The sequence below is a fragment of the Nonomuraea sp. NPDC049419 genome (assembly GCF_040676995.1).
Taxonomy (GTDB): domain Bacteria; phylum Actinomycetota; class Actinomycetes; order Streptosporangiales; family Streptosporangiaceae; genus Nonomuraea; species Nonomuraea salmonea.
The window spans coordinates 27,110-47,150 of sequence record NZ_JBFAQB010000023.1; the positions used below are offsets into that span (position 1 = coordinate 27,110).

25 protein-coding genes are annotated in these 20,041 nt (G+C 72.2%); 12 read left to right on the top strand and 13 right to left on the bottom strand.

The annotated features are described in order from the left end of the window. Positions 1-3: 3 nt before the first annotated feature. Complete coding sequence (locus AB0K12_RS41140; RefSeq protein ID WP_364573407.1) at positions 4-945, top strand: carbohydrate ABC transporter permease; 942 nt, start codon at positions 4-6, stop codon at positions 943-945. Then, entirely contained in the window at positions 945-2,306 is a 1,362-nt protein-coding gene (locus AB0K12_RS41145) for a sugar ABC transporter substrate-binding protein (RefSeq protein ID WP_364573409.1), read from the top strand. Before AB0K12_RS41140 ends, AB0K12_RS41145 begins: the two co-directional genes overlap by 1 nt. 13 nt (positions 2,307-2,319) lie before the next feature. Here the strand turns inward: AB0K12_RS41145 and AB0K12_RS41150 are convergent, their stop codons facing one another. Then, on the bottom strand, positions 2,320-2,646 hold the full coding sequence (locus AB0K12_RS41150) for a sensory rhodopsin transducer (RefSeq protein WP_364573411.1): 327 nt from the start codon (positions 2,644-2,646) through the stop codon (positions 2,320-2,322). Between the two features lie 158 nt (positions 2,647-2,804). On the opposite strand from AB0K12_RS41150, the gene AB0K12_RS41155 reads away from it, so the two are divergent. Next, on the top strand, positions 2,805-3,740 hold the full coding sequence (locus AB0K12_RS41155; RefSeq protein WP_364573413.1) for a zinc-binding dehydrogenase: 936 nt from the start codon (positions 2,805-2,807) through the stop codon (positions 3,738-3,740). A gap of 48 nt (positions 3,741-3,788) precedes the next feature. Here the strand turns inward: AB0K12_RS41155 and AB0K12_RS41160 are convergent, their stop codons facing one another. Beyond that, positions 3,789-4,589, bottom strand: coding sequence for an SDR family NAD(P)-dependent oxidoreductase (locus AB0K12_RS41160; RefSeq protein ID WP_364573415.1), 801 nt, complete (start codon positions 4,587-4,589; stop codon positions 3,789-3,791). Further along, complete coding sequence (locus AB0K12_RS41165) at positions 4,579-4,842, bottom strand: hypothetical protein (protein WP_364573417.1); 264 nt, start codon at positions 4,840-4,842, stop codon at positions 4,579-4,581. Before AB0K12_RS41165 ends, AB0K12_RS41160 begins: the two co-directional genes overlap by 11 nt. A gap of 109 nt (positions 4,843-4,951) precedes the next feature. Between AB0K12_RS41165 and AB0K12_RS41170 the strand changes: the two genes are divergently transcribed. Further along, a complete protein-coding gene (locus AB0K12_RS41170) occupies positions 4,952-5,359 on the top strand; it encodes a four-helix bundle copper-binding protein (RefSeq protein WP_364573419.1) in 408 nt (135 codons plus the stop codon). A gap of 7 nt (positions 5,360-5,366) precedes the next feature. On the opposite strand, the gene AB0K12_RS41175 is transcribed toward AB0K12_RS41170, so the two are convergent. Then, positions 5,367-5,777, bottom strand: coding sequence for an ATP-binding protein (locus AB0K12_RS41175; protein WP_364573604.1), 411 nt, complete (start codon positions 5,775-5,777; stop codon positions 5,367-5,369). 148 nt (positions 5,778-5,925) lie between these two features. Continuing rightward, a complete protein-coding gene (locus AB0K12_RS41180; RefSeq protein WP_364573421.1) occupies positions 5,926-6,369 on the bottom strand; it encodes a helix-turn-helix domain-containing protein in 444 nt (147 codons plus the stop codon). Between the two features lie 62 nt (positions 6,370-6,431). Here AB0K12_RS41180 and AB0K12_RS41185 point away from each other — a divergent pair, with 62 nt between their 5' ends. From AB0K12_RS41185 to AB0K12_RS41195, 3 genes are all read left to right on the top strand, one after another. Further along, positions 6,432-7,673, top strand: coding sequence for an MFS transporter (locus AB0K12_RS41185; protein ID WP_364573423.1), 1,242 nt, complete (start codon positions 6,432-6,434; stop codon positions 7,671-7,673). Between the two features lie 26 nt (positions 7,674-7,699). Continuing rightward, positions 7,700-8,527 (top strand): MEDS domain-containing protein, encoded by an 828-nt coding sequence (locus tag AB0K12_RS41190; protein ID WP_364573425.1) that lies wholly within the window; start codon positions 7,700-7,702, stop codon positions 8,525-8,527. A gap of 127 nt (positions 8,528-8,654) precedes the next feature. Beyond that, entirely contained in the window at positions 8,655-8,894 is a 240-nt protein-coding gene (locus AB0K12_RS41195) for a hypothetical protein (protein WP_364573427.1), read from the top strand. 4 nt (positions 8,895-8,898) lie between these two features. Here AB0K12_RS41195 and AB0K12_RS41200 read toward each other — a convergent pair whose 3' ends face one another. The 3 genes from AB0K12_RS41200 to AB0K12_RS41210 all read right to left on the bottom strand — a co-directional run bounded on the left by AB0K12_RS41200 (position 8,899) and on the right by AB0K12_RS41210 (position 11,777). Further along, entirely contained in the window at positions 8,899-10,092 is a 1,194-nt protein-coding gene (locus tag AB0K12_RS41200; protein ID WP_364573429.1) for an MFS transporter, read from the bottom strand. A gap of 78 nt (positions 10,093-10,170) precedes the next feature. Then, positions 10,171-10,728: an NAD(P)H-dependent oxidoreductase gene (locus tag AB0K12_RS41205; RefSeq protein ID WP_364573431.1), complete on the bottom strand. Its 558-nt coding sequence runs from the start codon at positions 10,726-10,728 to the stop codon at positions 10,171-10,173. Beyond that, on the bottom strand, positions 10,725-11,777 hold the full coding sequence (locus tag AB0K12_RS41210) for an LLM class flavin-dependent oxidoreductase (RefSeq protein WP_364573433.1): 1,053 nt from the start codon (positions 11,775-11,777) through the stop codon (positions 10,725-10,727). Before AB0K12_RS41210 ends, AB0K12_RS41205 begins: the two co-directional genes overlap by 4 nt. 180 nt (positions 11,778-11,957) lie before the next feature. Between AB0K12_RS41210 and AB0K12_RS41215 the strand changes: the two genes are divergently transcribed. The 3 genes from AB0K12_RS41215 (at position 11,958) to AB0K12_RS41225 (ending at position 14,234) form a co-directional block, all read left to right on the top strand. Continuing rightward, positions 11,958-12,410, top strand: a complete 453-nt coding sequence (locus AB0K12_RS41215) for a MarR family transcriptional regulator (protein WP_364573435.1) — start codon at positions 11,958-11,960, stop codon at positions 12,408-12,410. 60 nt (positions 12,411-12,470) lie between these two features. Further along, entirely contained in the window at positions 12,471-13,385 is a 915-nt protein-coding gene (locus AB0K12_RS41220) for an alpha/beta fold hydrolase (RefSeq protein WP_364573437.1), read from the top strand. 165 nt (positions 13,386-13,550) lie between these two features. Then, a complete protein-coding gene (locus tag AB0K12_RS41225) occupies positions 13,551-14,234 on the top strand; it encodes an alpha/beta hydrolase (RefSeq protein WP_364573439.1) in 684 nt (227 codons plus the stop codon). Here AB0K12_RS41225 and AB0K12_RS41230 read toward each other — a convergent pair. The 3 genes from AB0K12_RS41230 to AB0K12_RS41240 form a co-directional block, all read right to left on the bottom strand. Next, a complete protein-coding gene (locus AB0K12_RS41230) occupies positions 14,227-14,556 on the bottom strand; it encodes a DUF3140 domain-containing protein (protein ID WP_364573441.1) in 330 nt (109 codons plus the stop codon). The two genes, AB0K12_RS41225 and AB0K12_RS41230, sit on opposite strands and share 8 nt — an antisense overlap. Further along, positions 14,553-14,786 (bottom strand): DUF2945 domain-containing protein, encoded by a 234-nt coding sequence (locus AB0K12_RS41235; RefSeq protein WP_345385312.1) that lies wholly within the window; start codon positions 14,784-14,786, stop codon positions 14,553-14,555. Before AB0K12_RS41235 ends, AB0K12_RS41230 begins: the two co-directional genes overlap by 4 nt. Positions 14,787-14,876: 90 nt before the next feature. Further along, positions 14,877-16,361 (bottom strand): aldehyde dehydrogenase family protein, encoded by a 1,485-nt coding sequence (locus tag AB0K12_RS41240; protein ID WP_364573444.1) that lies wholly within the window; start codon positions 16,359-16,361, stop codon positions 14,877-14,879. Between the two features lie 102 nt (positions 16,362-16,463). Here AB0K12_RS41240 and AB0K12_RS41245 point away from each other — a divergent pair, with 102 nt between their 5' ends. After that, positions 16,464-17,039: a TetR family transcriptional regulator gene (locus tag AB0K12_RS41245; protein ID WP_364573446.1), complete on the top strand. Its 576-nt coding sequence runs from the start codon at positions 16,464-16,466 to the stop codon at positions 17,037-17,039. A gap of 99 nt (positions 17,040-17,138) precedes the next feature. Here the strand turns inward: AB0K12_RS41245 and AB0K12_RS41250 are convergent, their stop codons facing one another. Both AB0K12_RS41250 and AB0K12_RS41255 read right to left on the bottom strand, forming a co-directional pair. Further along, a complete protein-coding gene (locus AB0K12_RS41250; RefSeq protein WP_364573448.1) occupies positions 17,139-18,599 on the bottom strand; it encodes an HEXXH motif-containing putative peptide modification protein in 1,461 nt (486 codons plus the stop codon). Further along, a complete protein-coding gene (locus AB0K12_RS41255) occupies positions 18,596-19,705 on the bottom strand; it encodes an FxsB family cyclophane-forming radical SAM/SPASM peptide maturase (protein WP_364573450.1) in 1,110 nt (369 codons plus the stop codon). The genes AB0K12_RS41250 and AB0K12_RS41255 overlap by 4 nt, the downstream gene beginning before the upstream one ends. A 104-nt stretch (positions 19,706-19,809) precedes the next feature. On the opposite strand from AB0K12_RS41255, the gene fxsA reads away from it, so the two are divergent. After that, positions 19,810-19,992, top strand: coding sequence for an FxSxx-COOH cyclophane-containing RiPP peptide (gene fxsA, locus AB0K12_RS41260; protein ID WP_364573452.1), 183 nt, complete (start codon positions 19,810-19,812; stop codon positions 19,990-19,992). Positions 19,993-20,041 lie beyond the last annotated feature (49 nt).

Genomic DNA, 20,041 nt, shown 5'->3' on the forward strand with positions numbered 1-20,041 from the left:
GACATGGCGACCGTCATGGCCCCCGCCCCGAGCGACGCCCCCGCCGCCGGCCAGGAGCCGCAGCGCAAACCCCGGCCCGGCATCGGCCGGATCATCGCCTGGACGCTCATGGTCCTGGTGATCATCGGCAGCCTGTTCCCGTTCTACTGGGTGCTGCGCACCGCGCTGTCCGACAACAACGCGCTCTACGCGGGCGGCGACAGCCTGCTGCCGGTGCGGTTCTCGTGGGGCGGCTTCGAGCGCGTCTTCGGCCTGCAGACCGGGCAGGAGGCCATCGACGCGGGCGGATCGGGACAGCCCATCGCGTTCTGGCGCTACCTGCTCAACTCGGTGCTGGTCGCGACCATGGTCACGGCCGGGCAGGTGTTCTTCTCCTCGATGGCCGCCTACGCCTTCGCCCGGCTGCGCTGGCGCTATCGCGAGCAGGTGTTCGCGGTCTTCCTGGCCGGCCTGATGGTCCCGGCGATCTTCACGCTGCTGCCGAATTTCGTGCTCATCAAGGAGCTCGGCCTCGTCGACACCGTGCTCGGCATCGCGCTGCCGACGATGCTCATGACCCCGTTCGCGGTGTTCTTCCTGCGGCAGTTCTTCCTCGGCATCTCCCGCGAGGTGGAGGAGGCCGCGCTGGTGGAGGGCGCGTCGAAGACGCGCATCTTCTTCCGGCTCATCCTGCCGATCTCGGCCGCGCCCATCTCGACGCTGTCGATCCTCACCTACATCACCTCCTGGAACGAGTACTTCTGGCCGCTCATGGTGAGCTACACCGACAAGTCGCGCGTGCTCACCGTGGCGCTCGGCGTGTTCAAGTCGCAGAAGCCACAGGCCGGCCCCGACTGGGCGGGACTGATGGCGGCCACGCTGGTGGCGGCGCTGCCGATGTTGCTGCTCTTCTTCGTCTTCGCCCGCCGCATCGTCAACTCCATCGGCTTCAGCGGGATCAAGTGATGCTCAGAAGAATCCTCCTGTCCGCGCTTCTGCTGACCACCACCGCCTGCGGGGCGGGCGGCACCGGCGGCGCCAACGGCACCATCGAGTACTGGCTGTGGGACTCCGCCCAGCAGCCCGGCTACCAGAAGTGCGCCGACGCCTTCGAGAAGCAGAACCCCGGCCTGCGCATCAACATCTCCCAGTACGGCTGGGAGGACTACTGGTCCAAGCTGACCGCCAGCTTCATCGCCGACACCGCCCCCGACGTCTTCACCGACCACCTGACCAAGTTCCCCCAGTTCGTGGACCTGCAGGTGCTGCGCCCCCTGGACGACCTCGGCCCCACCAGCGACATCAAGGACTCCGACTACCAGGCCGGCCTGGCCGAGCTGTGGAAGGGCAAGGACGGCAAGCGGTACGGCGCCCCGAAGGACTGGGACACCATCGCGATGTTCTACAACGCCACCGCGCTCAAGGACGCCGGCATCTCCCCGGAGACGCTCGACGACCTGACCTGGAATCCCCGCGACGGCGGCACGTTCGAGAAGACGATCGCGCACCTGACCATCGACCAGAACGGCGTGCGCGGCGACGAGCCAGGCTTCGACAAGACCAAGGTCAAGACGTACGGGCTCGCGGCCAACGGCGCCGGCGGCGACAACTGGGGCCAGACGCAGTGGTCGGCCTTCACCGGCAGCGCCGGCTGGCAGCCCACCGACAGGAACCCCTGGGGCACCCGCTTCAAGCTCGACGACCCGGTGCTGCAGGAGACCCTCGACTGGTACTTCGGGCTCGTGAAGAAGGGGTACATGGCGAGCTACGCGGCGATCGGCGGCAGCAACGCCATCACCGCCGACAAGCAGATCCAGTCGGGCATCGCCGCGATGGGCTTCGACGGCTCGTGGACGATCTCGTCGTTCACCAAGCTCACCGACGCCGACGGCAAGAAGCTGGACATCGGCGTCGCGCCCAACCCGATCGGGCCGTCGGGGAAGCGGGCCTCGATGTTCAACGGGCTCGCCGACTCCGTCACCACGTTCTCCAAGCAGCCGGAGAACGCCGCCAAGTGGGTCAAGTTCCTGTCCGGCGAGGAGTGCCAGAACATCATCGGCCGCTCCGGCGTGGTCTTCCCCGCCCGGCCGTCGGGGACCGAGCTGGCCATCGAGTACAACAAGAAGGAACGCGGGCTCGACGTGTCGGCCTTCACCGGCCACATCGAGAACCACACCACGTTCCCGCTGCCGGTGACCTCCAACGCGGCCGACATCGCGGCGCTCTCCCAGCCCGCCTTCGACGCCGTCTACTTGGGCCAGGCCCCCGCCAGCTCGCTCACCCGCCTCAACGACCAGCTGAACGAGCTGTTCAAGGTGGCCGGCTGACCCGCGTGCGGCGCTAGGCCGCCGGGCGCGTCAGCTCGGGCGCCTGCCGGCCCGCCTGGTGCGGCTGCACGAGCACCGGCGCGTCCGACACCACCACGACGGTGTACGCCGGCCCCGGCGCCATGTTCTCCGCCTCGTCCATCAGGTCCTCCACCGCGGACGACCGCGTGCGCCGGGGCGGGATGGTCAGCGGGATCGGGCCGCGCGGCCGGTCGCCCTCCGCGCACAGCGTCACCTCGACGTGGGCGGGGCCGGGGCTGAGGTTGAGCAGGCTCAGCCGGTCTCCCGGCCGGCATCCGTCGGTGATCGTCATCTTCCAGCTTCCCGCCATGGTGCTCATGCGTGCTCCCGTCCTCCTGCTGCGGCAGGAGAGCCGCTACCCAGGCGTGGCCCGAACTATCACCCCCGTCGCATGGCCCGGGCGGCACGCGGGCAGAGGACCTCAAGCGACCCGCCTGACCAGGGCAGACGTCTTCTGACGGAAGGACGACCCGCCGCATGAGAGCCGCCGTACTGCACGATCACAGCGCGCCGCCGCGTTACGGCGAGTTCGACGACCCGCGCCCGTCGGGCGACGCCGTCGTCGTCGACGTCGAGGCGGCCGGCCTCAACCACCTCGACCTGGCCAAGGCGTCAGGCACCTTCTACACCGGGCCGCCGCCCCTGCCGTCGGTCGTCGGGAGCGACGGGGTCGGCCGCCTGCCGGACGGGCGCCGGGTGTTCTTCGACACGGTCGTCCCGCCGTACGGGGCGCTGGCCGAACGCGTCCTGGTGCCGTCCGGCGCGCTGTTCGACGTCGCCGACGGCCTCGACGGCACGCTCGCCGCGGCGCTCGGCAACAGCGGCCTGGCCGCGTGGCTGGCCCTGGAGTGGCGCGCCGGCCTTCGGCCGGGGGAGACCGTCCTCGTGCTGGGCGCGACCGGCACGGTGGGCGCCGCCGCGGTGCAGATCGCCCGCGCCCTCGGCGCCGGCCGCGTGATCGCCGCCGCCCGCTCCAGCGCCCGCCTCCACCACCTGAACGCGGACGCCCACGTCGATCTCACCGGCGACGCGGGCGACGTGTCCGCTGCCCTGCGTGAGGCCGCAGGCGGCGGCGTGGACGTCATCATCGACCCGCTGTGGGGGCCGCCGGCGCTGGCGGCGATGGGCGCGGCCCGGCACGGCGCCCGGTTCGTCCAGCTCGGGCAGCAGGCCGCCACCGCGATCGAGCTGCCCGCCCCGCTCGTCCGCTCGGCCGCGCTCGACATCAGGGGCTTCGCGATCTTCCATGCGCCCACTGACGTCCGGCGCGACGCCTACCTGCGGATGACCGAGCTGGCCGCGTCCGGCGGCCTCACCATGGACGTGCAGGTCGTCCCGCTCAAGGACATCGCCGCCGCCTGGGAACGCCAGCGCACCGGCGCCGGCGTCAAGCTCGTCATCACCTGCCACTGAGCCGGCCACTCTGCCTGCCGGCCACTGAGCCGGCGACCACCGCGACCGTCAGTCGTTGCCGGAGCCCGGCTCCGACAGGTGGCGGTGGGCCTTGGCCTTGGCCGTCTCCGGCATGAGCTTGGCGGCGCCGGCCATCACCTTGTTCGTGGGAGACCCGGCCACCACGTGGTCCTTGCCGCTCATCAGCGCCTCGTACGCCTGCTCGGCCACCCGCGCCGGGTCGTCCTTCTTCGAGCTGCCGAGCCGGGTGTCCTCGAGACCGGCGCGTTCGAAGAACTCGGTCTCGGTGGGCCCCGGCATCAGCGCGGTCACGGTGACGCCGTGGTCCTTCAGCTCCTCGCGCAGCGCCTCGGAGAACGACAGCAGGAACGCCTTCGACGCCGCGTACGTGGCCTCGAAGGGCCCTGGCTGGGTGGCGGCGATCGACGAGGTGAACAGCACCCGCCCCTGCCGCCGCGCCGCCATGTCGCGTACGCACAGCTTGGCCAGATGGACGGCGGACCGCACGTTCAGGTCGACCAGCCGCAGGTCGTCGGCGAGCTCCGTCTCGGTGAACGGCCCGCCGACCCCGACCCCCGCGTTGATCGCGAGCACCTGGAGCGGACGGCCGTCGTCCACGACGGCCGCGTAGAGCCGTTCGACGCCGTTGTGCGTGGCGAGATCGGCCTGTACGCCCTGCACGGACGCCCCCGGCCGGCGCAGTTCCGAGGCCGTGTCGGCGATGCCGGGATCCTCGGCGTTGATGATCAGGTCGAAGCCGTGGCCGGCGAACTGCCTGGCCAGCTCGTACCCGATGCCGCTGGACGCTCCGGTGACCAGCGCGAGCGGCCGGCCCGCGTCAACGCTCATGATGACGGATCCTCTCGTGCGTGCTCTGGCACCGCCTGCCCAGCACGGGGACGCTCACTCCTCTCGACAGCCGGGCCCGCACCAGCCGCGCGGCGACGACGGCGCCGCACGCTCCGGCGAGCAGCGCGGCCACGACGGCCGGAGCCGGTGCGCGGCGCCCGGTCACGCTTCCCGTGATGACGGCGGCGGTCTCGGCGGCGGCCTGCCGATCGAGCCCGCGTGTGCGCTCGTCCTCGCCCTGATGATGTGTCATCCCATGACCCCCTTCGTTACGCGTTCGACAGCCCGCCATACCCGGACCGGGCCGGGTTAGCGGGCCGCGCAAGCTGGGTAGCTGCGGTGGCTCGCGAACGGGAGGCGACATGACTTCACAGGTGGCGGAGATGCTCTCCGCGTATCCGCAGGACCTCGGCCGCGTCGACCAGGACAGGCTCATCAGGTGCATCGAGCAGTGCATGAGCTGCGCTCAGGCGTGTACGGCGTGCGCCGACGCCTGCCTGAGCGAGCCCGAGGTCGCGGAGCTGGCCAAGTGCGTCCGCACCGACCTCGACTGCGCCGACCTGTGCGAGGCGACGGCCCGGGTCCTGTCGCGCCACACCGGCTACGACGCCAACCTGACCAGGGCCGTCCTGGAGGCGTGTGCCCAGGCGTGTAAGGCGTGCGGGGACGAGTGCGCCCGCCACGACCACCACCCGCACTGCGTGACGTGCGCCCAGGCGTGCCGCGACTGCGAGCAGGCGTGCCGCGAGCTGATGACCGCTTTGGGGTGAGCGCGGCTCAGAAGCGCTGGAACAGGGCGTCGTCGGGGCCGAAGCGCATGAACAGCTCCAGCCGCGACCGCCCGCCGGGATGGTCGAGCACCACGCGGTCGCAGACCCGCTGGATGACGAACAGGCCCAGGCCGCGACGGGGCGGCCAGGGCGGGGTGCGTTGGAGGTGTTCGTGGGTTAACGAGCCGCGCTCGTCCACGACGTGCACGGTGACGCCGTCGAGGTCGCGGCGGGCGCTCACCGTGCCCGCCGTCTGAGCGTGTTCGAGCACGTTGCTGGCCGCCTCGCTGACCGCGAGGACGAGCGCCTCCGTGCGGTGCTTGCTCAGGCCGGCCTTCAGGGCGAACGTGCCCACCAGTTCGCGGAGCAGAGCGAGATTGTCGTCGATCGGTACGTGCAGGCCGTAGGACTCGCCCATGGTCACCGCCTGATCCATCCCATCGGCCGCTCTTGTGGTAAGTGCACTGCACAAAATCCTAAGCGCGGTTGTGCGGCGGTCGTTCGCCTATTCACGGAAAGGTCTCCGGTGAGCGCGCCTAACATGAGCCGCCGGACAGGGTGCGCCGCTATCCGGCCTTCCGCACGCGGGTGGTGCCGGTGTCCAGAATGCTGCCGTCGGCGCCGATCGGCGTCAGCTCGGGCACGGGGTCGCCGTGCTGATCCACCAGCGTGGAGTGGGCCTCGCCCGGCTCGAAGGCGTGGCGTTCGCCCCACTGCCGCAGGGTGACGATGACGGGGAAGAGGTCGCGGCCCGCGTCGGTGAGCACGTATTCCTGACGGCGGCCCGACGGCGTCGCGCGGCGGGCGAGCAGGCCGTGAGCGGTCAGCCTGCGCAGGCGGTCGGTGAGGATGTTGCGGGCGATGCCGGTGCGGCGCTGGAACTCGGTGAACGAGCGCGCCCCGTCCATCGCGTCCCTGATGACGAGCAGGCTCCACCGGTCGCCGACCAGGTCGAGCGTGCGGGCGACGGGGCAGCTCGGGTCGGTCCAGCCGGGGTCCGTGGCGCTCATGTCACCTTCCTATCGGTTGCTAATTGAAACCATTATGCCCTACGGTCAGGATTGGTTTCGATATGCAACTGATTGGGGGGATGGCGATGGACGGGTGGCGGCGGGCGCTGCTCGCGGTGGTGTGCGGCGTCGCGGTGGCGGGCGTCTACGCCGCCCAGCCGGTGCTGGAGCAGATGGGACGCGACCTCGGCGTGCCGGCGGAGCGCGCCGGGTGGATCGTCGCCATCGGCCAGATCGGCTATCTCGCCGGGCTGGTGCTGCTGGTGCCGCTCGGCGACGTGCTCGACAGGCGCCGGCTCATCGCCGCCCACCTGGTGCTCACCGGCACCGGCACGGCCCTGACCTCTCTGGCGCAGGCCGGGTGGGTGGCGTTCGCCGGGCTCGCGACGGCCGGCCTGTTCGCGGTCGTGGTGCAGACCACGGTGGCGTACGTGGCCGCGGTCGCACCGCCCGCCGAACGCGGACGCAGCATCGGCGTCGTCACCTCGGGCGTGGTGGCCGGCATCCTCGGCGCGCGGGTGGTAACCGGCGTGCTCGCCGAGATGTGGGGCTGGCGCAGCGTCTACGCCGCACTCGCGGCGCTGTCACTCATCCTCGCCGCCCTCGTCCGCACCGCCCTCCCACCCGACGACCGCCCAGGCCGGGGCGTGGCCACGGGGCGGCTCCGCCGGGGCGAGGTCGTGACGCGGGTGCCGTTCGGGGAGCGGCTGTTTCTGACGCGGGGGATCATCACGTTCTTTCTGTTCGCCTCGTTCGGCACGTTGTGGAGTGGGCTGGCCCTGCCGCTGGCGGGCGACCCCTGGCGGCTGGAGGAGGGCCAGATCGGGATGTTCGGCGTCGCCGGGATCGCCGGCGCCCTGGGCGCGGCCCGGGCGGGACGCTGGGCCGACGCGGGACGCGCCGCGCCCGTCACCGGCATCGCACTCGCCCTGCTCATCGGCTCGTGGGCGGCGATCGGCCAGCTGCGCTGGTCACTGTGGCTGCTCATCGCCGGGATCGTGGTGCTGGACTTCGCCGTCCAGGTGGTCCACGTGAGCAACCAGCACCGGCTCACCGCCGCCTACCCCGGCAGGACCAGCGGCGTCGTCGGCGGCTACATGATCTTCTACTCGCTCGGCTCCGCGCTCGGCGCGGCCACGACCACCGCCGTCTTCGCCGCCCACGGCTGGACGGGCGCAAGCCTCCTCGGCGCCGGCTTCGCGGCCTTCGCCCTGGCCGTCTGGGCGGTCGATCGCCGCCTCGTACCGGAAAGGGCACGTTCCAGGAAGACACCCTCGGCGGCGCGAGGCCGCGGCCTAGGATGAGGGAACCTGGGTGGGGAGGCAGCACGATGCCGGTGCAGGCCACAGTGCGCGCGGGAGACCATGTCGCTGCCCGTTTCGGCTCCGACGCCGCCTTCGCCGACCTGGCCGTGGAGTTCGCGTGCAACGGCGTGACCGCGCGGGGTCAGGTGCTGCTCTTCGTGCCCCGCCGGCTGCGCCGCCTGATCGGCGACCGGCTCGCCGCCTCTGCTCCGCTGCGGGCGGCGGCCCGCGACGGTCACGTGCGCGTCGTCGACCCACGCGATGTCCAGCTCGCCGGGGGTTTCGACGCCGCACGCCTGCACACCGCCTACCACGACGCCACCCAGGCCGCGCTGATCGCCGGTTACCCGGGATTGTGGGTGGTGGTGGACATGAGCTGGGCCCGTCCGAGCGTCGTGGACCCCGAGGCGCTCGTCGCGTTCGAGGCCGCCTCGATCACCCTGTTCACCGAGGCCACGCTCACCGCGCTGTGCGCGTTCGACACCCGCGTCTTCACCGCCAAGCAGGTGTTCCGCGTCTGCCAGGCGCACCCGGTCGCCGACGCGGCCGGCTTCGGGCACCGCGCCACCCCCGACGGGTGCGGGCTGGCCCTCTCCGGCGAGACCGACCGCTCCAACGCGCTGGCCTGGAAGGCGCTGCTCGCCGCGCTCGCCCCTGACCACCACGTCGTGGACATCAGCGGCATGTCCTTCCTCAGCGTCCGGGCGATGGCGGACCTGGGCGCCGCCGCCCGCGTCCTCCTCCGCCCGCTGACCGTCCGCGCCACCCGCGCCCAGGCCACCCACCTCCGCCTGCTCCACTTGGACGACCTCATCACCATCGACGTCTTACCGCCCCAGACGACCCCCGTCTGACCCCGCTCAGCCGTTCACCGGTCAGGGCGAGCAGGACCAGCGGGCGGCGCCGCCCACCCACCGCCCGTCACGCTACAGCGCGTCATGAGCGCCCTCTCGTGGGCGGCGAGCCCGGTATGGTGCTGCGGTGAATGGGGACGCTTCACTCGATTCCACGCGCCGCCGACGAGCGACGACCGCGCCCTGCGCATCTACGCCACCCCGCACGCCAGCCACCACCGCCAAGATCCACACGCTGCTGCACGACCCGCGGTACCGGGTGGCGCCGGCCTGGCAGAACACCGCCTACAACCAGCCGCCGCACCCGAGCTTCTTCATCGTCGCCGGCATGAGCACGCCGCCCAGGCCCGACGTGTACGTACGCTGAGCCGCTACGACGCCTCGCCGCCCACCGCAGCGGGGGTGGCGCGGCGGGTGTCGACGGCGGAGGCGAGGAAGGCGGCACAGGCGACGAACGCGAGCACGACCAGCATCGCCGGCCGCAGCCCCCAGTGATCGCCGAGGAAGCCGAGACCGGGTGGCCCGACGAGGAAGGCCACGTAGCCGATGGTGGCGACCAGGCTGACGCGGGCGGTCTCGTCGGGCCCGGTCTCGCCCGCCGCCGACAGCGCGACGGGGAAGCCGAGCGACGCGCCGAGCCCCCAGAACAGCACCGCGGCCCCGGCCAGCACCGCGCTGTCGGAGAAGATCACCAGCAGCAGGCCGACCGCGCCCGACACGGCGCTCGCGCGGACCACGAGGGTGCGGCCGAACCGGTCGAGCACGTACGTGCCGCAGAACCGGCCGATCGTCATCGCGGCGGCGAACCCCGTGTAGACGAGCGACCCTGACGCGGCGTCGACGCCGTGCCCGTCCACCATGAGCAGCGGCAGCCAGTCGTTGGCAGCACCCTCGGCCAGAGCCATCGCGAGCACGATCGCGCCGATCATGAGCAGCTTGGCGTCCTTCCACAGCTTCGGCCGCTCGCGGGGCCCGCCGTCCTGCGCGGCGGCGCGGCCGGTGCCGGCGGGGATGGCGCGGACGGCGTACAGCATCAGCACGACGGCGATCACCGTGACGGCGGCCAGGTGCCAGTGCACCGGCAGCCGGGCGGCGGTGGCCGCGATGCCGGCCCCGGCGCCGGCCACCGTGCCCAGGCTGAAGCAGCCGTGCAGCATGGGCATGGTGGTCCGGCCGGTGGCGCGCTCGATGTCGGTGGCGTCGACGTTCACCGCGACCTCGCCGGCGCCCACCCCCACCCCGAACGTGAACAGCCCCGCCACCACCAGCGGCACCGACGACAGGAGGGTGCCGCCGCTCAGCATGGCCAGCGCGGCGACGAGCAGGGCGGTGCCCACTGCGATGACCGGGCGGGTGCCGAAGCGGGAGGTGAGCCGCCCCGAGCAGAGGATGCCCGCCATCGAGCCCAGCGACAGGCCGAACAGGATCCACCCCATCTCGCCGGTGGACGCCTCCAGCCGGTCACGGATGTCGGGGGTGCGGGTCACCCACGACGACAGGGCGATCCCGGGGAGGAAGAAGAGCAGGAAGAGGGCCTGCCGGCGCCGGCGGGTGGCGAGGTCCATGCAGCGAGATCTCCTGTTCGTGGCCGGGGTACCCCTGCATGCTAAGGGTGATCTCTTTGGACAAACTGGGCGGGGTGGTCAGGATGGCGCTGCCGGACTCGCCGCGCGCGCTCGCAGCAGATCCGCCACGTCCGCCAGGGCGAGTTCGACACGTCCATGCACGCGCGGGTTGAGGAGGAGCGTGCCGTCGAAGTCGCCGGCCGACGCGAAGATCGCCACCGGCACGGTCAGCGCCTGGAAGAAGCCGAACAACGGGCGCAGCGCGTGCTCCAGCATCAGCGCGTGGTGCTCGCCGCCGCCCGTCGCGGCCAGCAGCACCGGCTTGCCGGCCAGCGCGTACTGCTCCACGAGGTCGAAGAAGTGCTTGAACATCCCCGGGTACGAGCCCCTGAACACCGGCGCCGCCGCCACCAGCAGGCCGGCGCCCTCGGCCAGCCGCAGCGCGGACTCGACCTCCGGCGTGACGTCGTCGCGCTCGACCGCGCCGGTGAAGCCGGGGCCGAGCCGGTAGACGTCGATCCGCGCCACCTCGATCGGCATCATGCCGTCCAGCGTGGCGAGGATGACGTCCACCAGCCCCATCGTCTTGGACGGCTCGTTCGGGCTGCCGTTCACCACTGCGACGCGCACGGTCATGCCGCGCTCCGCTCGACCCCGCGGCGCACCAGGGGAGCCACCTCGGTGCCGAGGCGTTCGATGGCGGCCAGGTGCTCCTTCTGCGGCATGCCGCCGAAGCCCATCTGGATGATGGCCCGCGTCACCCCGTACAGCTCGTGGTAGGCGAGCAGCTTGTCGGCGACCTCCTGCGCGCTGCCGACCAGCAGCCCGGCCGCGGGCGTCGCCTGCGCGTCGAAGACCGGTCTCGACAGCGGGAAACCGGCCCCGCGCTGGTGGTTGTTGTCCAGCATGCCCCTGGCGAAGTAGGGGTACATGGTGTCGCGGGCGGCCTGGCTGGTGCGGCCGACGTACCCGTGGGCGTTGATGCTGACGGGCAGCGCGGCGGCGTCATGGCCGGCCTCCGCCGCGGCGGCCCGGTAGAGCCGTACGGTCTCCTCGTGCGTCGTCATCGGCCCGAGCAGCAGGGCCAGCGCCATCGGCAGGCCGAGCCTGCCGGTGCTGATCGCCGACGCCGGTGACCCGCCGACCCCCACCCAGATCGGGATCGTGCCGCCGTCGGCGCGCGGCGCGACGTCCGCCTCGTACAGGGGTGGACGGAAGCGGCCCCGCCAGGTGAGCGGGTTGCGGTCGCGGATGGCGAGCAGCAGGCCGAGCTTCTCGCGGAACAGCTCCGCGTAGTCCTTCAGGTCGTAGCCGAACAGCGGGAACGACTCCGTGTACGAGCCGCGCCCCGCGATGATCTCCGCCCGGCCGGCCGACAGCAGGTCGATCGTGGCGAACTGCTCCCACACGCGTACCGGGTCCTCCGAGCTGAGCACGGTGACCGCGCTGGTCAGCCTGATCCGCTCGGTGCGCTCGGCGGCGGCGGCCAGCAGGATCGACGGCGCCGAACCGACGAAGTCGGACCTGTGGTGCTCGCCCACGCCGAAGACGTCGAGGCCCACCTGGTCGGCCAGCTGCGCCTGCTCGATCGTCTCGCGGACGCGCTGCCTGGGGGAGGGGAGCCGTCCCGTCGCGGGGTCCTCCGTCAGCTCGCCGAACGTCATGATGCCGATCTCGAACGACATGTCGTTCTCCTAGTCTCTGGGTTCGGTCATTCTGCTTCAATCTGCTTGCGCAAGCAATTATTTCGGGAGATTCCGCTGGTGGTTGCTTGGGCCGGTGGTGGGTCTCCTTGGTTGAGCTTTGCTGTGCAGGCAGGCAGGTGCGGCTGGCGCGGCCGTACGCGGGCCGATACGGTGCTGCCCATGGCGACGGAGAGGCTGTCAGAGCTTGAGGACGCGGCGTGGCGCGGGTTCCTGGTCACCCACGACCGCATCTGGCGCGAGATCGAGGCCGGGCTCGCGCCCCTCGGGGTGAGCATGGCCGAATACAGCGTGCTCGCGCTGCTCGGCGAGGCGGGCCGCAAGGGCATGCGCATGTCGGAGCTGGCCCAGCAGCGGCTGATGTCGAGCGGCGGGTTCACCAGGCTCGCCGACCGGCTGGAGCGGCGCGGCCTCATCGAGCGGCGGCGCTCGGCCGACGACGGGCGCGGCTTCGAGGTCTATCTGACCAAGGAGGGCCGCGCCCTGACGCGCAAGGCATGGCGCCGCCAGCACAGCGACCTGCGCCGGCTCTTCTTCGACCGGCTCAACGACGACGACCTCGAAACCCTCGCCGCCATCTGGACCCGCCTCACCCCGCCGGACGACGCCCGGTAACGCCGGCGGGGGGAACATTCGTCCAATACGCCGCCACCCGGCCGACGCCACAGTGGCGGCATGACTGTTTCCGACAGCGGGCCGCGCGTGCCGAGCGGCGGCCCCACCGAGAGATACACGCCGTCACAGGACGACGGCGCCAGCGATAGGCATGCGCCGTCACAGGACGACGGCGCCACCGAGAGCCGCACGCTGTCGCTGGACGACGGGGACATCCACGTCTGCCAGGACGGACCGCGCGACGCGCCCGCGCTCCTGCTCGTCCACGGCTCGGCCTCCTCGCTCCGCTCGTGGGACGCGATGGTCCCGCTGCTGGCGGGGCGGCACCACGTCATCAGGATCGACCTGCTCGGACACGGCAGGTCAGGCAAGCCGGACGACCGCAGTTACGCGACGCCCGACCAGGCCCGCCGCGTCGGCGAGGCACTCGACCGGCTCGGCATAGAGCACGCCGTCGTGGCCGGCCACTCCAGCGGCGGCGTGGTGGCCACGGCCCTCGCCGAGCTGCGGCCCGGCCTGGTGGACGCGCTCGCACTCATCAACACAGGGCCGAGCCTGGAGGCGTACATCCCGCAGGAACCTCTGCCCCTGGACCCGGCGCGGTGGCCACCCGAGGACGAGCAGATCCTCCGCTTCGGCCGCACCGCCTTCAGCCGTCCCGACTTCGAGGTGCCCCGGGAGCTCGTGGACGAGGTACGCCTGATGACCTTCCACACCCTCACCACGACGATGCGGGAGACCACGGAGTACCTGCGGCAGCGCGCACTCCCCGAAAGGCTGGCGAGCCTGGGCAAACCGCTGCTGGTGCTGTTCGGCGCGGACGACGGCAGGTGGCGCTCATCCTCCGCCGCCGACTACAAGGTCGTGCCGGACGCCAGGGTCGAGCTCCTGCCCGGCCTCGGCCACACCCCCATCCTGGAGGACCCCCACCACACCGCCACCCTGCTGCTGGACTTCACCACGCGGAGGCGATGACCGGGGCCATGCCAGCGCGGATCCCGCGTCACGCGTCCGCCTGACCGTGTCACCGGCCCGTACCACCTGCGCGGCGTTGTACCCGCCGGTCAGCGGCTCCTCGGTCATGCATTCCATGATGGGCGACGCCGATGAGTTTCGGCGGCGGCGCGAGTCCGTACGGGCATGACGACCTTCGCACTCATCCACGGCGGCGGTGGCAGCGCGTACGACTGGCACCTGCTCGAACCCGAGCTGCGCGCCCGCGGCCACGGCACCGTCGCCGTCACCCTGCCCATGTCCGACCCCGAGGCGGACCTGTGGACCTACGCCGACACCGTCGTCGAGGCGGTCGGTGAGCGGCGGCCGCTGGTCGTGGTCGCGCACTCGTGGGGCGGCTTCGTGGGGCCGCTGGTCTGCGAACGCCTCGAAGTTGCCGCGCTGGTGCTGGTCACCGCCATGATCCCGAGTCCGGGGGAGTCGCCCGAGGACTGGTGGGAGCGCAGCGGCCGGCCCGCGTCCGGCACCGACGACGAGTACGAGCTGTTCTGGAACGACGTCCCGCGTGACCTGGCCGACCGGGTGACCGCCGAGGACGCGGCGGCGGCCGGCGACCTCAGCATGGACCGGGCCACCGGCTCGCCGTGGCCGCTGCCCGCCTGGCCGGACGTCCCCACCCGGTACGCGCTCTGCCGCGACGACCGCCTCTTCACCCCCGACTTCGTCCGCCGGCACGTCAAGGAACGGCTCGGCATCGTGCCCGACGAGCTGCCCGGCGGCCACATGGTGATGGTGTCCCGCCCGCGCGAGCTGGCCGACTACCTGGCCCAGGTCAGTGGCGAGCCGGGTCGCCCGGTGAGCGTCACTTGAGCGGGTCGTGGCCCCAGTTCATCAGCGAGTAGCGCCACTTGGTGTCCTTGACGTCCCCCGAGGGCCGCTGCGCCAGGTGCCGGTGGACGTAGCCGACCACCTTGCGCATGTGCGCGTAGTCGTCATCCGTCAGGTCCGGCTTCTTGGCGCGCAGCAACTGGACGATCCGCCGGCCCGACTCGTGGCCGGTGGACTCGCCGCCGCCGTCCTTCTGCCCGACGGCCTTGGAGTCGTCGCTGTCCAGCCAGTGCTCCAGCTCCTTGGCGGTCATGTTCACCGCCTCGCCGAACTCCTTCGCGACCGTCTCGTGGTCCTCGCTCACCGCGACCCCTTGCCCTTGCGCAGCGCCGACGGCTTGTGCACCGCCTTCTTGCCGCTCTTCTCGCTGCGAACGACGTACTGGGGTTCGTCGGGCGAGGCGGCGACCGTGCGGCCCGCCTCCTCCTGCCTGCCGGTGACCTTCTTCTCGACCTTGCCGTGGGCGGTGGAGCCGTGGCTCTTCCAGGTGACCTCGTCGCCGACGGACGGCTCCTGCTTCCGCTTCTTCGTCATGAGCTGCGCCCTACCCGGCCATGCCTGCGCAGGCCCCACGGCGGGCACGGATACCTGCAAGGCGAGGTCAAGCCCCCCTCAGAGCGGGACTCAGAGCCGGACCATGACGGTCTTGGTCTCGGTGTAGGCGTCCAGGACCTCGAGGCCGTGCTCGCGGCCCAGCCCCGACTGCTTGAACCCGCCGAACGGCAGGCTCCCCGCGCTCATCTCGCCGAAGGTGTTGATCCACACGGTGCCGGCGCGCAGGCGGGCGGCGGCGCGGTGGGCGCGGCCGAGGTCCCTGGTCCACACCGACGCCGACAGGCCGTAGACCGTGTCGTTGCCCTGGGCGACGGCGTCGTCGAGGTCGGTGAAGGTCAGCAGCGCCGCGACGGGGCCGAAGATCTCCTCCCGTACGACGCGGGCGCCGGGACCGGCCTGCTCGACCAGCGTGGGCGGCATGTAGAGGCCGTGGCCGAGCTCGCCGGCGGTGTGCAGGACGCCGCCCTCCTCCCTGGCCACGTCCAGGTACGCCGCCACCCGGTCGAAGTGCTCCCGCGTGGCGAGCGGCCCGGCCTTGGTCCCGGGATGGAACGGGTCGCCCAGCGCGTACGAGCGCATCTCCCGTACGAGCAGCTCCCGGAACCGCTCACGGACCGGCTCCTGCACGAAGATGCGGCTGCCCGCCACGCAGCCCTGGCCGCTGCCCTGCGCGAACCCCGCCACCGCGCCCCTCGCCGCCGCCTCCAGGTCGGCGTCGTCGAAGACGATGGTCGGCGACTTGCCGCCCAGCTCCAGCGTGACGCGCTTGAGGTCCCTGCTGGAGACCTCCAGGATGCGCCGGCCCACGGCAAGCGAGCCGGTGAAGGAGATCTTGTCGACGTCCGGGTGGCCGGTCATGGCCTCTCCCGTCGGGGCGCCGCCGGTGACGATGTTCACCACGCCGGCCGGCAGCCCGGTCTCCGCCAGCAGCTCGCCGACGCGCAGCGCGGACAGCGGCGACCAGGCGGCGGGCTTGGCGACGACCGTGTTGCCGGTCGCCAGCGCGGGGGCCAGCTTCCAGGCGAGCTGCAGGATCGGGCCGTTCCACGCGGTGATGGCGGCGACCACGCCGAGCGGCTGGCGGACGGTGTAGGCGAGGGTCGAGGGGTCGGACGGCCCGGACCGTCCGTAGATCTTCGTCGGCCAGCCCGCGTAGTGGCGGAACACCTCCACCGCGTGCTCCACCATCCAGCGCGTCAGCCACAGCGGCCCGCCCATGTCGAGCGAGTCGAGCACGGCCAGCTCCTCGGTGTGCGCCTCGATCACGTCGGCGATGCGCAGCAGCACCTTGCTGCGCTCGTACGGGGTGATGTCCGCCCACGAGGGCTCCTCGAAGGCGCGGCGGGCGGCGGCCACGGCGGCGGCGACGTCGTCGGGGCCGGCGGCGGACACGTCGGCCAGCACCTGACCGGTGGCCGGGTCGCGGGTCTCGAACGTCTCGCCCGACCGCGCGGGCGCCCAGGCGCCGCCGATCAGCAGCCGCTTGGGGGTGCCGTCAGCGAGGAAGGCGGGCGCGGGACGCTCGGAGGAGTTCAAGGTGAGGGGAGCAGTCATGAGAGTTCTCTCCAAAACGAACTAGTTTGTTCTGATGCGACCGACCGTAACCCGATCCGCGCGGTTCGCGCAAACGAACCAGTTCGTTCTAGAATCGCGCCCATGGGGAGAGGAGAGGCCAGCAGGCGGCGCCTCCTCGACGCCGCCGCCGCCGAGTTCGCCGCCCACGGCATCGCCGGCGCCCGCGTCGATCGCATCGCCGCCGAGGCCAAGGTCAGCAAGGCCGTCATGTACGCCAAGTACGGCAGCAAGGAGGACCTGTTCGACGCCGTGCTGGCCGACCAGGTCCAGGGCGTGCTCGACGTCGCGCCGCTGACCCCCGACGACCTGCCCGGCTACGCCGTCCGGCTCTACGACGCCTACCTCGACCGGCCGCAGCTCGTCCGCCTGGCCACCTGGGCCAGGCTCGAACGCACCCCGACCGGCTACCTGTTCTCCGAGGCCGATGAGGTGCCCAAGGCCGGCGCCATCGCCGAGGCCCAGGCCGCCGGCCACATCGACCCCGCGTTCGACCCCGCCGACGTGCACGCCATGGTCATCGCCCTGGCCATGACCTGGTCACCGGCCGGCATCATCTACACCGCGACAGAAGACGACCCCGAGGCGGAACACGACCGCCGCCGCGCCGGCCTCGCCGCCGCCGTCCACCGCGCCTTCGCCCATACCAAGAGGCCCTGACCCGCACCCCCCGCCGTGCCTTCGCTTCCGCCGGGAGGCCCTGACCCGCACCCCCGCCGTGCCTTCGCTCCCACCGAGGTGCCCTGGCCCGCAGATGGATCAGGTGCCGTGGCGGGCGGCCCACTGGAGGCGGTGGCGGGCGGCGGCGCGACGGGCCAGCGCCGACGCCTCCGCGGGGACGCGTTCCGCTCGCCAGACCGCGAGCGTCTCCAGCATGCCCTCGACGAAACGCCGGCCGAGCGCCGTGACCGTGCCGCTGGTGAGCAGGGTCAGGCACGCCTCGTGCGCCGCGTCCCGCCAGCGGGCGAACTCGCTGTGCGCCACCTCGGGGTCGGCCGCAACGTGGCGCTCGGCCCGCCAGAACCCGGCCACCCCCATGTGCGCGTACGCCCCTTGCAGCAGCGCCGCCGCCGGCCTCGGGTCGTCGCGCCAGGGCGCGTAGTAGTGGCCCCGCGCGCCCGGACGTACCAGGTCGAACAGGTCCATCAGCATCGTCAGCTTGGCGTGCTGCACCTCGTGGGCCAGCGTGAGCGCCGCCGACCGCGCGTCGTGCGGCCACGACATCGCCACACTCCCGTACGCGGTGCGCGCCGTCGCACTCCGCGTGCCCGCCTCAGGCGGCGCGATCGGCACGACGACCTTGGTGGTGCCTTCCAGCGCCCGCGCCACCCCCGGATGCCGGGCCTTGAGCACTCCCCGGGCCTGATCGAGCACCGCCCCCCAATCCTCCGCCTCGACGTCGGTGAGCCGTCCCAACGGCGGAATCGGCCCAGGAAACCGCCAGGGGTCCACATCATCGAGCAGAAACCCGACGTCCCGCACCCCTTCCCACCGCGCCCCACCGACCGCCACGGTCGCGCGCATGTCATGGGGGAGAGGGAAGCGCTCACCGGCCACCTCAAGGTAGGCGGAGGCCGGACCGACCGGCCCGCCGATGGCGCTCGGCTGGTGGGCGGGGGCGGGATCGACCGGTCCGCCGATGGCGCTCGGCTGGTGGGCGGGGGCGGGTCTGGCCGGCCCGCCAGCGGCGACCCCCGCCTGGTGGTGAGGGGTTGGGCTGACCGGGGAGCCTGTGGCGGCGCGTGGCGGACCCGGGGCGGCGATGATCAGGGTGACGGGTTCGTCGGCGGGGACTCCTGGGAGGAGGAGGCGGCCGAGGCCGGGGAGTTCGGCCATTTCCGTGCTTGTGGTGAAGGGGGCTGTGACGGGGAGGCCTGCCATGAGGGCAGCGGTGGCGGCCAGGGCGGCGAGGCGTTGGGGGGTCGCGTCTTCTCCGCGGTCCAGGGCCGCCACTGTGGTTGAGGCCCAGGTGCCCAGCAGCGGGTAGCCCAGGGCTTCCGCCGCTGCAGAAGGGGCGGTTTGCTGGATGCGGGCCAGGAGCCGGTAAGCGTCCGCGGTGGCCGGGGCGCCTGGGTGGCCCACGGCGCGGCTGCGGGCGACGACCGCGTGCAGGAGCAGGATGTTCTTGCCGCGCTCCATCGCGGCCGGGTCGCCGGGGACCGGGCCGCCGCGTGCCAGGTCGTCGAGTGCGGCCGGGGAGAGGGCGAAGCCGCTGATCATCCGCCGAGCCGGGCGAGGTCGCCGGTCACCCTGGAGCCGATGTGCCCGATCAGCCGGTACAGGTCGGGGCAGTAGACGCTGGGCCGGTCGAAGCCGGCCCCGTCGCGGTAGCGGTGCGCGACGTGCCCGCCGCCGCACACCCGTACGCGCGGGCAGGCCAGGCAGGCGGACGGAGGCGGCCGGCGGACGGCCACCCCGGGCAGGCCGAAGACGGCGTCGAAGGGGTCGGTGGCGACGTGCAGCCCGGTGGAGGCGGCCCCGTGATAGGCGGACTTGAGCGCGTCGCTCTGCTCGATCGACCCGTCGCTCTCCACGACCACGACGGCCGCGGGCTCGGGCCCGATGCCCTCGGTGCCCGATCGGCCGCCCAGGTGCAGCACGAGGATCCCTTCCAGGACGCGTACGGAGGTCTCCGGCGGGACCGCGCCGTACCAGCGGTCGAAGACGGCGATCAGCCAGTCCGCGTACGGGGTCCCGCCCCCGGTCACCCGTCCGGGCGGCGGCTGCGACCAGTTGCCGTGCGGCAGCAGGAAGTCGACGGCGGGCGGCCGGAGAGAGATGAGCTCCTCGTACACCTCGATGGGGTCGTTGCGCAGGTCGATCGTGCACAGCAGCCCGGCGAAGCGCCCCTCACGGGCGGCCAGCATCTCGACGGCGGCCCTGACCCGGTCGTAGCTGCCGTGTCCGGCGCGCGTCCTGCGGTGCCGGTCGTGGGCGGTGCGCCCGCCGTCCATGCTGACGCCGACCCGGACGCGGAACTCGTCGAAGAGGTCGAGGAAGGCGGGCCCGAGCCGCAGCCCATTGGTCTGGACGGTGAGGTGGGCGCGGACGGACATCCCGGCGAAGGCGGCGAGCAGGGTGCGCAGGTGGGCGGGCCCGCAGAGCAGCGGCTCCCCGCCGTGCAGGACGACGTTGACCGTGCGCAGCCGGTGGGCCGCCGCGTGCTCCTCGATGCGGGCCGCCGTCGCCGCCGCGGTGCGGGCGCTCATCATGAGGGGACGATCACGCCAGCTCTGGTCAGCGGATTCGTAAATGTAACAGTGGTCGCAGGCCAGATCGCACCGGCTGTGGACTTTGAGAACGAACGTGCGAAAACTCTCCGGCATGGCTGCGGGAAATAACGGCACTGCTGTCCAATGCTCCGGGAAACGCTCAACGGATAATATCCGAGTAACCGGAAATTGACTACGATTTCGGTCCTGGGGGACAGGTGGATGAGATTCTCCGTTCAGAGCTGCCGGACCTGTCGGGCCTCGACCTGGAAGCGGTGGCGCAGCTGCCCGACAGCGCACTGAGCCGCGCCGTACGCAGACTGCTGGCGGACGCGGACGATCCATCGGAAACTTATTTCCTCGGCCACGACACGTGCCTGCCCGGCGCAGGTAAGGATTAGGTCCGTGGGTGCGATGTCGGCATAGAGCGAAGGCGCGGCGGTGGACACG

Excerpts from the sequence above, each read along its gene's own strand:
- AB0K12_RS41140 (WP_364573407.1), top strand. The coding sequence starts at position 4 with ATGGCGACCGTCATGGCCCCCGCCCCGAGCGACGCCCCCGCCGCCGGC.
- AB0K12_RS41145 (WP_364573409.1), top strand. The coding sequence starts at position 945 with ATGCTCAGAAGAATCCTCCTGTCCGCGCTTCTGCTGACCACCACCGCC.
- AB0K12_RS41150 (WP_364573411.1), bottom strand. The coding sequence starts at position 2,646 with ATGAGCACCATGGCGGGAAGCTGGAAGATGACGATCACCGACGGATGC.
- AB0K12_RS41155 (WP_364573413.1), top strand. The coding sequence starts at position 2,805 with ATGAGAGCCGCCGTACTGCACGATCACAGCGCGCCGCCGCGTTACGGC.
- AB0K12_RS41160 (WP_364573415.1), bottom strand. The coding sequence starts at position 4,589 with ATGAGCGTTGACGCGGGCCGGCCGCTCGCGCTGGTCACCGGAGCGTCC.
- AB0K12_RS41165 (WP_364573417.1), bottom strand. The coding sequence starts at position 4,842 with ATGACACATCATCAGGGCGAGGACGAGCGCACACGCGGGCTCGATCGG.
- AB0K12_RS41170 (WP_364573419.1), top strand. The coding sequence starts at position 4,952 with ATGACTTCACAGGTGGCGGAGATGCTCTCCGCGTATCCGCAGGACCTC.
- AB0K12_RS41175 (WP_364573604.1), bottom strand. The coding sequence starts at position 5,777 with ATGGGCGAGTCCTACGGCCTGCACGTACCGATCGACGACAATCTCGCT.
- AB0K12_RS41180 (WP_364573421.1), bottom strand. The coding sequence starts at position 6,369 with ATGAGCGCCACGGACCCCGGCTGGACCGACCCGAGCTGCCCCGTCGCC.
- AB0K12_RS41185 (WP_364573423.1), top strand. The coding sequence starts at position 6,432 with ATGCAACTGATTGGGGGGATGGCGATGGACGGGTGGCGGCGGGCGCTG.
- AB0K12_RS41190 (WP_364573425.1), top strand. The coding sequence starts at position 7,700 with ATGCCGGTGCAGGCCACAGTGCGCGCGGGAGACCATGTCGCTGCCCGT.
- AB0K12_RS41200 (WP_364573429.1), bottom strand. The coding sequence starts at position 10,092 with ATGGACCTCGCCACCCGCCGGCGCCGGCAGGCCCTCTTCCTGCTCTTC.
- AB0K12_RS41205 (WP_364573431.1), bottom strand. The coding sequence starts at position 10,728 with ATGACCGTGCGCGTCGCAGTGGTGAACGGCAGCCCGAACGAGCCGTCC.
- AB0K12_RS41210 (WP_364573433.1), bottom strand. The coding sequence starts at position 11,777 with ATGTCGTTCGAGATCGGCATCATGACGTTCGGCGAGCTGACGGAGGAC.
- AB0K12_RS41215 (WP_364573435.1), top strand. The coding sequence starts at position 11,958 with ATGGCGACGGAGAGGCTGTCAGAGCTTGAGGACGCGGCGTGGCGCGGG.
- AB0K12_RS41220 (WP_364573437.1), top strand. The coding sequence starts at position 12,471 with ATGACTGTTTCCGACAGCGGGCCGCGCGTGCCGAGCGGCGGCCCCACC.
- AB0K12_RS41225 (WP_364573439.1), top strand. The coding sequence starts at position 13,551 with ATGACGACCTTCGCACTCATCCACGGCGGCGGTGGCAGCGCGTACGAC.
- AB0K12_RS41235 (WP_345385312.1), bottom strand. The coding sequence starts at position 14,786 with ATGACGAAGAAGCGGAAGCAGGAGCCGTCCGTCGGCGACGAGGTCACC.
- AB0K12_RS41240 (WP_364573444.1), bottom strand. The coding sequence starts at position 16,361 with ATGACTGCTCCCCTCACCTTGAACTCCTCCGAGCGTCCCGCGCCCGCC.
- AB0K12_RS41245 (WP_364573446.1), top strand. The coding sequence starts at position 16,464 with ATGGGGAGAGGAGAGGCCAGCAGGCGGCGCCTCCTCGACGCCGCCGCC.
- AB0K12_RS41250 (WP_364573448.1), bottom strand. The coding sequence starts at position 18,599 with ATGATCAGCGGCTTCGCCCTCTCCCCGGCCGCACTCGACGACCTGGCA.
- AB0K12_RS41255 (WP_364573450.1), bottom strand. The coding sequence starts at position 19,705 with ATGCCGGAGAGTTTTCGCACGTTCGTTCTCAAAGTCCACAGCCGGTGC.